The following is a 12718-nucleotide window of genomic DNA, read 5'->3' on the forward strand; positions in this document are numbered from 1 at the left end:
TCACTCCGCTGCGCGGACGATATCGTCCTCCACGGCATTGGCATCACCGGGAGCCGTCTTGATATCCAGATCGGGGAAGGCGACGATGCGCTTGCCGGTAAAATCAGCATGAAGCACCACCAGCCCCTGCTCCTCGAAATAGCCCAGAAGCCGACGCGCCCGGCGAACGGAATGTGTGCCATAAGCGCGTGCGATGCGGGCGTCCGATGGGCAGGGTTCATCCCCGAGCGCTGCTTTGACGAGCAGCAGGAACACGCTTTGCAGATCGTCCGATACGGACCTCGATAGCTCCAGCGCCTTTTGCCAGCCCTCGCTGGCTGCGGTTACCTCATCCACACCAGACCGCGTGATCGCCACTTGCCGCCGAAACTCCGGCAGTGACATCGGTGCGCCAGCGATGCGCCGCATGCGCGCCTGTATCAAAAACTCCTGATAGAGAACCGCGTCCGGTTGCCAGGCCGAGTGTGGATTTTGCAGGATCGTTGCCAGTACCGATGCAATTTTTTCCTCGCGCTCCTGTGGGCTCATGTCCGGCTGACTGACGCGCGTTTCGACCGGGGCCGAAGGTCCGGATGATGTCGCACGGGACAGTTCGGCGAGAATATCAGTTGTCGGACGCGGAGCGGGTGTTGCACGGCGTGCCAACGGTCGCATCATCTCATCCGGGTCGGGCGTGAAGATCAAGTCTTCGACATCAGCCACAGCATCGGGAAGCGGCATGAGCATGGGGCTGGATGAACGGGCAGAGGTTTCCACCGCGCCGATGGTGATGGGCAGCGGACGACGTGACAGCGCCGGGCCTAACGCAACAAAATGTCCGCGTTTCAGGTCACGAAACATTTCGGCAGTCCGGCGATCCATACCCAGCAGATCGGCTGCGCGGGCCATATCAATATCCAGAAATGTGCGGCCCATCAAAAAATTCGAAGCTTCAGCGGCGACGTTCTTGGCGAGCTTTGCCAAACGCTGCGTGGCGATAACGCCTGCAAGCCCGCGTTTGCGCCCACGGCACATCAGGTTCGTCATCGCACCCAGAGACAATTTGCGCGCGTCTTCCGACACATCGCCACTAACGGAGGGCGCAAACATCTGCGCCTCGTCCACCACCACCAGCACGGGATACCAGTAGTCACGGTCAGCATCGAAGAGGCCGTTCAGGAATGCGCCTGCCGCGCGCATCTGCTGCTCGATATCCAACCCCTCCAGCGACAGAACGCAGGAGACACGGTGTTGGCGAATACGCGTTGCAATCCCGATCAATTCAGCGTCGGAGCGCTCCCCCTCAATAACGACATGGCCGAACTTATCGGAAAGGGTGACAAAGTCCCCTTCGGGATCGATCACCACCTGTTGCACCCAGGGGGCGGATTGCTCCAGCAACCTTCGCAAGAGATGTGACTTTCCAGAGCCAGAATTGCCCTGCACCAGCAGGCGTGTGGCAAGTAACTCTTCGATATCGAGCGTGGCCGGCACACCGCCCTGCGCCGCTCCCATGTCGATCCCGACCCTCATCTGACCCTCTTATGTCTTGCGTCCATGGGCGGTCTTTAGCACCTATTGGCTGCCCCCGCCCGCCCGTTCACCCGGAAACCCACAGATCATTCCGTGGATAAGCCAAACCCCTGCATTAACCGGCGCGTGGAAAAATCAGCAGCGCCGGATGTGAAGATGGCCCGGTCATTGCCCATGCGCGGTTCAAACCCGTCCTCCGCTTCCACCAGACTTCGCGTGCGTCGGGCAATCGCCTCTGCCGGGTCCAGCCAATCGACCGGCCATGGGGCCAGCTTGCGAAACAGATTGGCCAGGAATGGATAATGGGTGCACGCCAGAACGACGATGTCGGTGCGCTTATTCCCGTCGCTGACAAAGCAGCCGCTGATCTCGTCGCGAACAGCATCTTCATCGATACCCTCGCCCCGGATGTAGGCTTCCGCCATGCGTGCAAGATTTTGAGAGCCAACCAGCGTGACGTTACACTGGGTGGCGAAGGATTGAATGAGATCATGCGTATAGGCGCGCCGAACGGTGCCGGGTGTTGCCAGTACGGAAACCAGGCCGGAACGCGTGCGCTCTGCTGCGGGCTTTATGGCCGGAACCGTTCCGACAAACCGCATGTGGGGAAATACGGCGCGCAAATCCGCTCCGGCCAGGGTAAACGCGGTGTTGCAGGCAATGACACACAATTCTGGCGTATGGTGTGCCAATAAACGCGTAAACAGGGCTAACACGTGAGCTTTGAGGGCGCCCTCCTCCCAGTTGCCATAGGGGAAACCGACATCATCTGCGACATAGATGAACTGACGTTCCGGAAACAGGACGCGCAATTCGCGCAGCACGGTAAGGCCCCCAATTCCGCTATCAAATACCAGAATGGGTTTGAGATCACGCATGGTCATCATCCGCATCGTCCCCTTCAAAGGGGCCGCCGCTTCCCTTCGGCACCTTGCGGCTGAAACGATCAAGCGATGAAACGATGCCCCGCATGACCTGTATCTCCGTTTCCGTGAAGCCCGGCCGTGTCAGCACTGCACGAAGATTATCGACCATTTTCGGCTTCTTTGCCAAAGGGCGGAAATATCCGCGCGCATCCAAAGCCTCCTCCGTATGGTCGAACAGCCCTTGCAACTGCTCTTTCGTCGCGGGCCGTTGGGTCAGCGCCTGAAACGGCGTTGCGTTTGCACTCTCCATGCCCGTTTTCATCCACTCATACGACATCAGCAGAACGGCCTGTGCAATGTTCAGTGACGCAAAGGCCGGATTGACAGGGAATGTTACGATCTCATCGGCAAGGGCCACTTCTTCGTTCTTCAAGCCCGTGCGTTCGCGCCCGAAGAGAATAGCAGTTTTTTCATTGGCATTGAATCGTTGGCGCAGTGTCTCACTGGCTTCCACCGGCGAGCGTACGGCCTTGAACCCGTATCGCTCCCGCGCCGTTGTTGCGTAACAGAAATGCAGGTCGGCAATTGCTTCTTCAAGCGTATCGAACACCACAGCGCCGCTGATCACGTGATCCGCCTTACTGGCAGCCGAGACAGCCTTCTCATTCGGCCAGCCATCCCGAGGATTGACCAGACGCAGTTCCGACAGGCCGAAATTTGCCATGGCGCGGGCAACCATGCCGATGTTTTCACCCAATTGCGGCTCAACGAGAATAATGGCGGGGCCTTCAGTGAGAAGTGCACGTTTTTTATCTGTACCTGCCATTGTCTTGTCCTGTTGCTGCGCTGTCGCGCTTCCTTGCATATCCTTCCGCCGATTTAAAGGAAATTGACAGGGCACCTCATTCCGCGTCCGTATCGGCTGCGCGCTGCCCTTCGCGGCCAGATTTTTCTAACGCAACCAGTTCCGCTTTCATGGAGCGCATGCTGCCATCGCTGCTTTTGTGGAGCACATCGTCGATCACCGTGCGCCCCTCTTCATCCCTCACCTGAAAATGCAACTCGTTCAGGGCGGCATATTCAGGTGCTGCGCCCAAGCATTTCAGGTTATTGAACCGCACGGCGACATCGCTGACACCCTCAGATTCGCTTTCCGTAGCGATCGTCAGATCCTCTATCGAACAACCATCTTGCACGTTGGTGATAGGATCGTAAGAAAACGGAGAGCGCCCACCCTCATAGGCCGGGTATTTCGCAGCAGCGCGATATTTCTCCGCGAAATCCTTGCTGTACAAGCGCGCCAGACGATCCTCGGTAAAAATGTCGGTATTAGACCCCGGTTGCTCGCTCCAGAACTGGCGCGTGGCACCCATGATTTCCTGAACCGGGGCCAGCACATCGCCAGCCTTAGCCCCCGTGGCCACCAACAGCAGCATCGCACCCGTCACACGTGCTTTCATACCATTCCCCCATCGCTATCACATGAGACTAGCATGAGGATTCCGGCAAAACACAGGCAATTGCAGGTGTCACCGACAAATCGCGCCTTTGCCTCGTCTGCGCACAATGCTATAGGGCTAACGGTTCTTTTAAAGGCGTGTGGGCACGGGAGTTGCCCTGCAACAAAACGAGGTATTTATGAGCAAGATCAAGGTGGCAAACCCGGTCGTTGAACTTGACGGCGACGAGATGACCCGCATCATTTGGCAGTTCATCAAGGACAAGTTGATTCATCCGTATCTCGACATCGATCTTGAATATTACGATCTCGGCATGGAACATCGCGATGCAACCAACGACCAGGTGACCATTGATGCGGCAAACGCCATCAAGAAGCACGGCGTTGGCGTTAAATGCGCAACCATCACACCGGACGAAGCCCGCGTTGAAGAATTCAAGCTGAAGAAAATGTGGAAATCGCCAAACGGCACAATCCGCAACATCCTCGGTGGCGTGATCTTCCGCGAGCCGATCATCTGCGAAAACGTTCCGCGTCTGGTTCCCGGCTGGACCAAGCCCATCATCGTTGGCCGCCACGCCTTTGGTGACCAGTACCGTGCAACGGATTTCAAATTTCCCGGCAAGGGCAAGTTGTACATGAAATTCGTTGGCGAAGACGGCCAGGAAATCGAACACGAAGTGTACGACGCACCATCAGCCGGTGTTGCCATGGGCATGTACAATCTGGACGATTCGATCACAGAATTTGCTCGCGCATCGCTGAACTACGGTTTGCAGCGCAAAGTGCCGGTGTATCTGTCGACCAAGAACACCATCCTCAAGGTCTATGACGGCCGCTTCAAGGATATCTTCCAAAAGGTCTTTGACGAAGAATTCGCCGACAAGTTCAAGGAAGCCAAGATCTGGTATGAGCACCGTTTGATCGACGACATGGTTGCCTCGGCTCTGAAGTGGTCCGGCGGTTATGTCTGGGCGTGCAAGAACTATGATGGTGACGTGCAGTCCGACATCGTGGCTCAGGGTTTTGGTTCCCTTGGTCTGATGACGTCCGTTTTGATGACACCGGATGGCCAGACCGTTGAAGCGGAAGCTGCCCATGGCACGGTCACGCGCCACTACCGCCAGCATCAGAAGGGTGAGGAAACCTCAACCAACTCCATCGCTTCCATCTTCGCCTGGACACGCGGCCTCGCGCATCGTGCCAAGCTGGACAAAAATGCAGAATTGACGAAGTTTGCCGATACGCTGGAGCGCGTTTGCGTAGAAACCGTTGAAGCTGGCTTCATGACGAAAGATCTGGCGCTGTTGATTGGACCGGATCAGCCATGGCTGTCCACGACCGGCTTCCTCGATAAAATCGATGAGAACCTGAAGATCGCCATGGCCGCCTGATATTACAAGCGACAGGACAAAACCCGGCCACGAGCCGGGTTTTTTATTGCCTACACTGGCCGCAGTTTCAGCTCCATCGTCGGCGGATATTCCATACAGGAGCGCAACAACATATCCTCGCTGAACACGCGCACCGCGTTACGGCCGGAGCGTTTGGCCTCGTATAGGGCGCAGTCCGCTGCCTTGTGCAGCCGGTCAAAATCCGTACCGACCTGCCCAACACACGATACGCCGACGCTGACAGAAATGTCCACACGATGGCCCTCATAGTCCATCGCCATGCCTTCCACCTCCCGCCGCAAGGTCTCGCCCAAAGCGAGCCCCCGCAGCACACCGGCGTTGGGTAGAAACAGCGCGAACTCCTCACCGCCAATACGCCCAAACAGCACATTCTGTTCAACGAGCAGCGTCACGATCTCAGCGAACCGTTTCAACACCCGGTCCCCCGCGATATGACCCCAGGTATCGTTGATCCGTTTGAAGTGATCGATATCAAGAATCATCAATGCGCCAACCGTGTTGGGCCGCATCAGCAAGGCTTCGACCTTCTCCGTAAAGGACCGGCGGTTGGAGATACCCGTCAACTCATCAGTGAACGAGAGAATCCGATAGCGATGTTGCGCCCGCTCCAGTGTCAGCGCCAGAACCGACACGACGATGACGATCGTGCTGACAAACAGCTCCAGATTGAAGATAGAAAACCACACTGGAAAGTTCATGACGTTGCGCGCGTCGAGTGGCATCATGATTGCAAAAGGGATGCGCAAAAAATAGACAAGCCCGTGCAGCGCGAAGAAGCTGGTGATAATCGGTCTACAGGGTAAGGCTTCCCGGTGGCGTGCACTATACACATCAACAGCCACGAGCAGGGAATAGGCGGATACCGACAGCGAAGCCAGAACAACGCGTGCATTGGCATCGTCATGAAATGACAACCCGAAATAGCAGACGAGCCAGATTACCGGTCCGGCCAGGAAAACCACCGGGTGAGCACGAGACCCGTCAAACGCCTTGAACCCCGCCCAGAGAATGGCATAGGCCAAAATTGCCAAAGCATTGCCAATGCCGATAGAAAGCCACTCAGGTCCGATGGCGCGAAGTCCCAGCAACATGCAGGACACAACACCTGTCCATAGCGCCAGACACCATACGCCAACGGCGAACGCTGTACGGTCACGCAACCATATCAATGTCAGGAAAATCGCCACCACCGCTGTTGCCAGAAACGTGCAAATCAGCAGAGTGACGATGTCGATGTGATCCCCAAGCACAACTCACCTCAATCCGTATGAGTGTACTCATTTCACAAAATACAACCAATACCAAGTGTCCGGCAGCAATACACCCCAAATATTTCGGGGGTAAAATCAAACCTCTGACAATCATCAATTCGTACAGGTAAAACGACAGATTTTTGTTGTTTTCTTCGTTGTGGGGCACCCGGCTCAGCCGAGTGCCAACGCTGATTACTTGGACAGCGCGTCTGCGACGGCGTCCAGTGCGTGTTGCGCACTGGCGCCATCTGGCCCGCCGGCTTGCGCCATATCAGCGCGACCGCCGCCGCCCTTGCCCCCAAGCGCAACAGATGCCACCCGCACCAGATCAACTGCACTGAAACGCCCGGTCAGATCGTCGGTGACTGCCACAACCGCGCTGGCTTTTCCATCGGCGGAGACGCCCACGAAAGCGACGACCCCGGAGCCAATGCTTGTCTTCCCATCGTCGGCCAAACCCTTCAAATCCTTCGGCTCAACGCCCGTAACGACCTTGCCGAGGAACCGGATGCCGCCCACATCGCGCACTGAATCCCCTTCGCCTCCGGAAACGTTGCTACCACCGCCGAGAGCCAGTTTCTTCTTGGCTTCGTTCAGTTCACGCTCCAACTTGCGGCGCTCGTCGGTCAGCGCCTGAACGCGCGTGAGCACATCTGCTGGCTGCACTTTCAACAGTGTGGCAAGCGATTTGACACGCTCGTCCTGTTCGCTGAGATACGAACGTGCGGCTTCGCCCGTTACAGCTTCCACACGCCGGACACCTGCACCGACTGCGCTTTCGGACAGAATGCGCACAAGGCCGATATCGCCGGTTGCCGTGACATGCGTGCCTCCACACAATTCGATTGAGTACGCCTTCCCAGTCTTTTCGCCCTGAACCGCCTGACCCATGGCGACGACACGAACCTCATCTCCGTATTTTTCACCAAACAGAGCCATTGCGCCCTCGGCGATGGCGTCATCAACGCTCATCAGGCGCGTCGTCACCGGCGTGTTTTGGACGATGATCTCGTTGGCCATATCCTCAACGATTTTGAGCTCTTCGGCCGTCATGGGCTTGGGGTGGGATACGTCGAACCGCAGGCGTTCCGGCGCGACCAGCGACCCTTTTTGTGCCACATGGGTGCCAAGAACCTCGCGAAGCGCTTCATGCAGAAGGTGTGTTGCGGAATGGTTGGCGCGGAGGCTGGACCGGCGCGCATGATCGACGGTCAGCACGACTGGCTCACCAACCTTGATAATGCCGTGATCCACGGTGCAGATGTGAACGAACACACCTTCACCACGCTTTTGCGTGTCCGACACCAGCAGCCGTGCCGTATCCGTGGTTATTACGCCGGTATCTCCAACCTGGCCACCGGATTCACCATAGAATGGGGTCTGATTGACAACCACCTGAACCACATCACCCGCAGCAGCCTGATCCAAGGTTGCACCGTCCCGCACCAAGGCTTGAACGACACCCTCTGCGGTTTCGGTATCATAGCCCAGAAACTCGGTTGCACCGAACGTATCCTTAAGCTCGTACCAGATGGTTTCCGTGGCCTTGTCGCCTGAGCCGGACCAGCTTGCGCGCGCCTCTGCCTTTTGCCGGTTCATGGCTTCGGTAAAGCCATCGGTATCAACGCCGATGCCGCGAGCGCGCAGCGCATCCTGCGTGAGATCCAGTGGGAATCCATAGGTATCATAAAGTTTGAACGCCGTTTCGCCGTTCAACTGCTGGCCCTCGGTCAGATCGGTTGTGGCGTCCGACAGCAATGTCAGACCACGTTCCAGAGTCTTGCGAAAACGCGTTTCTTCCAGCTTCAGCGTTTCGGAAATCAAAGCTTCCGCTCGCACAAGCTCAGGATAGGCGCGACCCATCTGCCCGACGAGTGCCGGGAGCAGCTTCCACATCAACGGCTGCTCGGCACCCAGCAACTGCGCATGACGCATGGCGCGGCGCATGATGCGGCGCAGAACATAGCCACGGCCCTCATTGGATGGCAGAACACCATCGGCAATCAGAAACGAGGCAGAGCGAAGGTGATCGGCAATAACGCGGTGGCTCGCGCGACGGTCTCCCTCGGCGGGAACACCTGTCGCCTCGACCGAGGCGGCAATCAAGGCCTGGAACAGATCGATTTCATAGTTATCGTGCTTGCCCTGCAGCAAGGCTGCGACACGCTCCAGCCCCATGCCTGTATCGATCGACGGACGCGGCAAAGCCAGGCGCTCCTCGCGGGTCACCTGCTCGAACTGCATGAAGACGAGGTTCCAGATTTCGATGAACCGGTCACCGTCCTCATCTGCAGATCCCGGAGGTCCGCCCCAGATATGATCGCCATGATCGTAGAAAATTTCCGAACACGGACCGCATGGGCCGGTATCGCCCATAGCCCAGAAATTATCGCTGGTGGCAATCCGAATGATCTTGTCGTCGGAAAGACCGGCGATCTTTTTCCACAGAACAGGTGCTTCTTCGTCGGTATGGTAAACTGTTACCAGCAGACGCTTTGCATCGATTCCAAACTCTTTCGTTATGAGATTCCATGCGAGTTCAATCGCATGCTCTTTGAAATAGTCGCCGAACGAAAAATTACCGAGCATCTCGAAAAAAGTATGATGGCGAGCCGTATACCCGACATTGTCCAGATCGTTATGTTTGCCACCAGCTCGAACGCATTTTTGCGCAGACGTCGCCCTCGTATAGGGACGACGCTCCAAACCCGTAAAAACGTTCTTGAACTGCACCATTCCGGCAGCGGTAAACATAAGCGTAGGATCGTTGCGCGGGACGAGCGGACTGGATGGCACGACCTCGTGGCCATTTTTCTTAAAATAGTCGAGAAAGGTCGACCGAATTTCATTTACGCCGCTCATATTGCGCCCTTATCCTGTGTCAACTGACATTTACCACGCAGCTCTTGAAAACAGGCTTTTAGCGTTCGCTTGCGGGCCTGTCCAGACAACAAAAAACCGGCTTCCTTTTTCAAAGAAGCCGGTTTGTGCTTACACTGTAAACTTATGCCTCAGGTGCGGTGTCATCGTCTTCCTGTGCGTCGGGACCACCGTTCTCCAGGAACTTATCGGCGATCAGACCGGCGTTCTGGCGAAGGGCGAGTTCAATCTCGCGTGCCGCTTCGGGATTTTCCTTCAGATAGGTCTTGGCGTTTTCACGTCCCTGCCCCAGCCGCTGGCTGTTGTAGGAGAACCATGCGCCGGACTTTTCGACGATACCAGCTTTCACGCCCAGATCGACCAACTCGCCCGTCTTCGACACGCCTTCGCCATACATGATGTCAAACTCGACCTGCTTGAAGGGGGGGGCCATCTTGTTCTTGACCACCTTCACGCGGGTCTGGTTGCCCACCACCTCATCACGCTCCTTGACCGAGCCGATGCGGCGAATATCGAGACGGACGGACGCATAGAACTTGAGCGCATTACCGCCAGTCGTCGTTTCCGGTGAACCGAACATCACACCGATCTTCATGCGGATCTGGTTGATGAAGATCACCATCGTATTCGACTTGGAAATGGACGCAGTCAGCTTGCGCAGTGCCTGGCTCATCAAACGGGCCTGCAAGCCCGGCAGGCTGTCGCCCATTTCCCCTTCAATTTCCGCCCGTGGCGTCAAAGCCGCCACCGAGTCCACGACCAACACATCGATAGCACCGGAGCGAACCAGCGTATCGGTAATTTCCAGCGCCTGCTCGCCCGTATCGGGCTGTGAGATCAACAGGTTTTCAAGATCGACACCCAGTTTGCGGGCATAGACCGGATCCAGCGCGTGTTCAGCATCCACGAAGGCGCAAACGCCACCCTTTTTCTGTGCCTCCGCGATGGTTTGGAGAGCAAGTGTCGTTTTACCGGAGCTTTCCGGTCCATAAATTTCAATAATACGACCCTTCGGAAGCCCGCCGACACCCAATGCAATATCCAACCCAAGCGAACCGGTGGGAATCGTCTCGATCTCGACAACACTTTCGTTGGAGCCAAGTTTCATGATCGAACCCTTGCCGAACGAACGCTCGATCTGCGAAAGTGCCGCTTCCAATGCTTTGCTTTTATCCACGGATTTGTCCTCTACGAGCCGCAAAGAGTTTTGTGCCATTGGTTCACCTTTAGGTTATTGAAGCCGCACAGGCAATCAAGTCTCTGATGAAACCTATGTACTTACTTTGTTCCAATTAGACAAGAGGGAACAAAGCCTATGATATAAAAAAACAATCCGGCCCCTGTTCTTTTCCTGTTCATCGTGTGTAAAATAATCCGTGGCGAGCGTTCAAGGGCTTCATTTTGGTGTCCGGGTTCGCGAATCGAATGGACATGGCATGATCGGTAAAAACGTCCTTGTGATTGGTGGCGCCCATATGGACCGGCGCGGCCAGTTTTATCAGCCGTCTGTTGCAGGCGCGAGCACTCCCGGCCGGTGGATTGAGGAGCCGGGCGGCGGCGGCTTCAATGCTGCGCGCAATTTATCCCGGCTTGGGCACGCCGTCTCCATTGTGTCCTTGCGCGGCGGCGACGCCGATGGAGAAACTGTCGCGCAAGTGGCACGCGCCGCCGGTGTCAGCTATTGCCCCATCACGTTTCTGGACCGGAAAACGCCGAGCTATACCGCTTTGCTGGAGCCGGATGGTAATCTGCTGGTTGCCCTCGCCGATATGGATTTGTATGCCCTTCTCTCACCACGCCGTGTGTCCAGCGCGAGCATGCGCAAGCAGATTACCGCAAGCGATCTGGTTCTCGTCGACGCAAATTTTGCCGAGGCGACTGTGGCTGCCATTGCTGAATTGACGCGAAGTGCCGGAAAAGTGCTGGCGGCCATCGCAATTTCCCCGGCCAAGGTGGTCAGGTTGCTCACGGTTCTTCCAGCGCTTCACTGGCTTTTCATGAATGAGGCGGAAGCCCGTGCGTTGACAGGGCAAGCGCCCGCGACTTTCGATGACTGGCCCGCTATCCTTCGCCAGATGGGCTTGAATGGCGGCGTTGTGACACGCGGTCCTGAAGGAGCCCTGGCCTTTGACGCCGACGCGCAACTCACCCTTGTGCCACCCGTGCTAGACGGCCTGCGCGATGTGACAGGCGCGGGCGATGCGCTGGCGTCGGGGTTCCTGTCCGGGTATCTGACCGGACTTTCGTTGTCGGATTGTCTCAAACGCGGGGTGGCAGCGGCGGCGCTGACTGTTCGTTCGCCGCAGGCGGTTGATGATAGCCTCACGCCCGCCGCTGTCGCAGACCTCGCTGCAAAACTTTCCCACCCATCGCCCGCAGTTGCAACATTCAAGGACCCATCATGACCAAGCCCATCTCTCCCGACCTGCCCGTGCGTTACTCGCAGGAAGTTGCCGATGCTATGGCGCGCAATGCGCCCATCGTCGCGCTGGAATCGACCATTATCACCCACGGCATGCCGTTTCCCGGCAATCTGGAAATGGCGCGAAGTGTCGAGACGATCATTCGCAACGAAGGTGCAATTCCCGCGACGATAGCGGTGATTGATGGCGTGCTGCATATCGGTCTTGAAGATGCCGCGCTAGAATGGCTTGCGCAGGTTCCCAGCGCGCTGAAACTCTCACGCGCAGATCTTGCTTTTGCCTTGTCGGAGCGACGCACCGGAGCAACGACGGTTGCCGCCACGATGATCGCTGCCTCGCGCGCGGGCATTCATGTGTTTGCCACCGGTGGCATTGGTGGTGTGCACAGAGGCGCAGAGCTGAGCTTTGATATTTCAGCTGACCTTGAAGAACTGGCGAAGACACCGGTGATCGTGGTCTGTGCTGGAGCGAAAGCTATTCTGGACATTCCCAAGACGCTGGAAGTGCTGGAAACGCGTGGTGTGCCGGTCGTTACATTCGACAACCCAGCCTTTCCGGCCTTCTGGTCGCGCGACTCCGGCCTTCGCAGCCCGCTGACGCTCAACAGCCCTGCGGCAATTGCCAACTTCCAGACCATGCGTCAGAACCTCGGCATCGATGGCGGTATGTTGATTGCAAATCCTGTGCCGGAAGCGTTTGAAATTCCGCGCGCGGAAATGGAAATCTACATTCAGCGCGCTATCGATAATGCCGAGCGCGACGAGATTACCGGCAAGGCTGTGACCCCTTACCTGCTTGATACCCTGTTCCGCCTGACGGATGGGCGAAGCCTGGAAACCAATATTGCGCTGGTGCAAAACAATGCGCGGCTTGCCGCCGAAATCGCAGTGGCGATGGCATAAGGTAAGGT

10 protein-coding genes are annotated in these 12718 nt (G+C 56.9%); 3 read left to right on the top strand and 7 right to left on the bottom strand.

What is annotated here, in order from left to right; genetic code table 11:
• From IFT84_RS14950 to IFT84_RS14965, 4 genes are all read right to left on the bottom strand, one after another.
• Nucleotides 1–1512 carry an ATP-binding protein gene (locus tag IFT84_RS14950; RefSeq protein WP_192120763.1) on the bottom strand — a complete coding sequence of 504 codons (1512 nt, stop codon included), beginning with the start codon at nt 1510–1512 and terminating at the stop codon, nt 1–3.
• A gap of 86 nt (nt 1513–1598) precedes the next feature.
• Nucleotides 1599–2396, bottom strand: a complete 798-nt coding sequence (gene murI, locus IFT84_RS14955) for a glutamate racemase (protein WP_192120963.1) — start codon at nt 2394–2396, stop codon at nt 1599–1601.
• On the bottom strand, nt 2383–3204 hold the full coding sequence (locus tag IFT84_RS14960; RefSeq protein ID WP_192120764.1) for an RNA methyltransferase: 822 nt from the start codon (nt 3202–3204) through the stop codon (nt 2383–2385). The genes murI and IFT84_RS14960 overlap by 14 nt, the downstream gene beginning before the upstream one ends.
• 76 nt (nt 3205–3280) lie before the next feature.
• Nucleotides 3281–3838 carry a hypothetical protein gene (locus IFT84_RS14965; protein ID WP_192120765.1) on the bottom strand — a complete coding sequence of 186 codons (558 nt, stop codon included), beginning with the start codon at nt 3836–3838 and terminating at the stop codon, nt 3281–3283.
• 178 nt (nt 3839–4016) lie between these two features.
• Here IFT84_RS14965 and IFT84_RS14970 point away from each other — a divergent pair, with 178 nt between their 5' ends.
• On the top strand, nt 4017–5231 hold the full coding sequence (locus IFT84_RS14970) for an NADP-dependent isocitrate dehydrogenase (RefSeq protein ID WP_192120766.1): 1215 nt from the start codon (nt 4017–4019) through the stop codon (nt 5229–5231).
• Nucleotides 5232–5281: 50 nt separating this feature from the next.
• Here IFT84_RS14970 and IFT84_RS21715 read toward each other — a convergent pair whose 3' ends face one another.
• From IFT84_RS21715 to recA, 3 genes are all read right to left on the bottom strand, one after another.
• A complete protein-coding gene (locus IFT84_RS21715) occupies nt 5282–6502 on the bottom strand; it encodes a diguanylate cyclase (RefSeq protein WP_192120767.1) in 1221 nt (406 codons plus the stop codon).
• Nucleotides 6503–6697: 195 nt separating this feature from the next.
• On the bottom strand, nt 6698–9367 hold the full coding sequence (gene alaS, locus IFT84_RS14980; protein ID WP_192120768.1) for an alanine--tRNA ligase: 2670 nt from the start codon (nt 9365–9367) through the stop codon (nt 6698–6700).
• 142 nt (nt 9368–9509) lie between these two features.
• Nucleotides 9510–10601, bottom strand: a complete 1092-nt coding sequence (gene recA, locus IFT84_RS14985; protein ID WP_192120769.1) for a recombinase RecA — start codon at nt 10599–10601, stop codon at nt 9510–9512.
• A 220-nt stretch (nt 10602–10821) separates the two neighbouring features.
• Here recA and IFT84_RS14990 point away from each other — a divergent pair, with 220 nt between their 5' ends.
• Together IFT84_RS14990 and IFT84_RS14995 are read left to right on the top strand one after the other, a co-directional pair.
• Nucleotides 10822–11790, top strand: coding sequence for a carbohydrate kinase family protein (locus tag IFT84_RS14990; protein ID WP_192120770.1), 969 nt, complete (start codon nt 10822–10824; stop codon nt 11788–11790).
• Nucleotides 11787–12710, top strand: coding sequence for a pseudouridine-5'-phosphate glycosidase (locus IFT84_RS14995; protein ID WP_192120772.1), 924 nt, complete (start codon nt 11787–11789; stop codon nt 12708–12710). The genes IFT84_RS14990 and IFT84_RS14995 overlap by 4 nt, the downstream gene beginning before the upstream one ends.
• Nucleotides 12711–12718: the final 8 nt, after the last annotated feature.

Origin of the sequence: Rhizobium sp. CFBP 8762, assembly GCF_014841565.1 — a bacterium.
GTDB lineage: Bacteria > Pseudomonadota > Alphaproteobacteria > Rhizobiales > Rhizobiaceae > CFBP-8762.

Excerpts from the sequence above, each read along its gene's own strand:
- IFT84_RS14990 (WP_192120770.1), top strand. The coding sequence starts at position 10,822 with ATGATCGGTAAAAACGTCCTTGTGATTGGTGGCGCCCATATGGACCGG.
- IFT84_RS14970 (WP_192120766.1), top strand. The coding sequence starts at position 4,017 with ATGAGCAAGATCAAGGTGGCAAACCCGGTCGTTGAACTTGACGGCGAC.
- murI (WP_192120963.1), bottom strand. The coding sequence starts at position 2,396 with ATGACCATGCGTGATCTCAAACCCATTCTGGTATTTGATAGCGGAATT.
- IFT84_RS14950 (WP_192120763.1), bottom strand. The coding sequence starts at position 1,512 with ATGAGGGTCGGGATCGACATGGGAGCGGCGCAGGGCGGTGTGCCGGCC.
- recA (WP_192120769.1), bottom strand. The coding sequence starts at position 10,601 with ATGGCACAAAACTCTTTGCGGCTCGTAGAGGACAAATCCGTGGATAAA.
- IFT84_RS14965 (WP_192120765.1), bottom strand. The coding sequence starts at position 3,838 with ATGAAAGCACGTGTGACGGGTGCGATGCTGCTGTTGGTGGCCACGGGG.
- IFT84_RS14995 (WP_192120772.1), top strand. The coding sequence starts at position 11,787 with ATGACCAAGCCCATCTCTCCCGACCTGCCCGTGCGTTACTCGCAGGAA.
- IFT84_RS14960 (WP_192120764.1), bottom strand. The coding sequence starts at position 3,204 with ATGGCAGGTACAGATAAAAAACGTGCACTTCTCACTGAAGGCCCCGCC.
- alaS (WP_192120768.1), bottom strand. The coding sequence starts at position 9,367 with ATGAGCGGCGTAAATGAAATTCGGTCGACCTTTCTCGACTATTTTAAG.